Genomic DNA, 519 nt, shown 5'->3' with positions numbered 1-519 from the left:
TCGAGTTCGCCTCACGCCAGGGCCTCGGGGATGGTCCTGCTGGCCCACAGATGTACGAAACATTCATGACGATGCTCGGCCTGCGCCCTTCTGAGGACAACGAAGCCACAACCCCGGCTTCTGTTGCACCTGCTGTGCCCCGCCCGCTGATCCTGGTCCCGCTGCCGGACTACATCACCATCATCAGCGGTGACGGGGACGACACCATCCTGGGGTTAACCGATGGCACGACGATCACCGGTGCGGACTACCTGACGCAGCATCACGGGGAGCAACTGGAGGTGGCGTTATTCCACCCGCAGGAAGGTGCGGTGAACCTGTATGACACGCAACGGCTGGCGAACCGTAAGCAACGCGACCTGGCACGGGCCACCATGCCAACCTGCCCGGTGCCGGAGTGCCGGCATGCTGCCGATAACTGTCAAGTCCACCACATCCGTGCCTGGTCGAAAGGCGGGCACACCAATATGGATAACCTGGCGATGCTGTGTCGCTATCACAACCGCACCAACGATGATG

General features: G+C 61.8%; 1 protein-coding gene. It reads left to right on the top strand.

The features are described from left to right. The coding region (locus F4V54_RS11335) for an HNH endonuclease signature motif containing protein (RefSeq protein ID WP_150387197.1) at positions 1–519 on the top strand (519 nt) is incomplete at both ends.

It is taken from the genome of Corynebacterium tuscaniense (assembly GCF_008693065.1).
Taxonomy (GTDB): domain Bacteria; phylum Actinomycetota; class Actinomycetes; order Mycobacteriales; family Mycobacteriaceae; genus Corynebacterium; species Corynebacterium tuscaniense.
The sequence above is the reverse complement of the archived record's forward strand: the minus strand, read 5'-3'. Positions and strand labels throughout refer to the sequence as shown.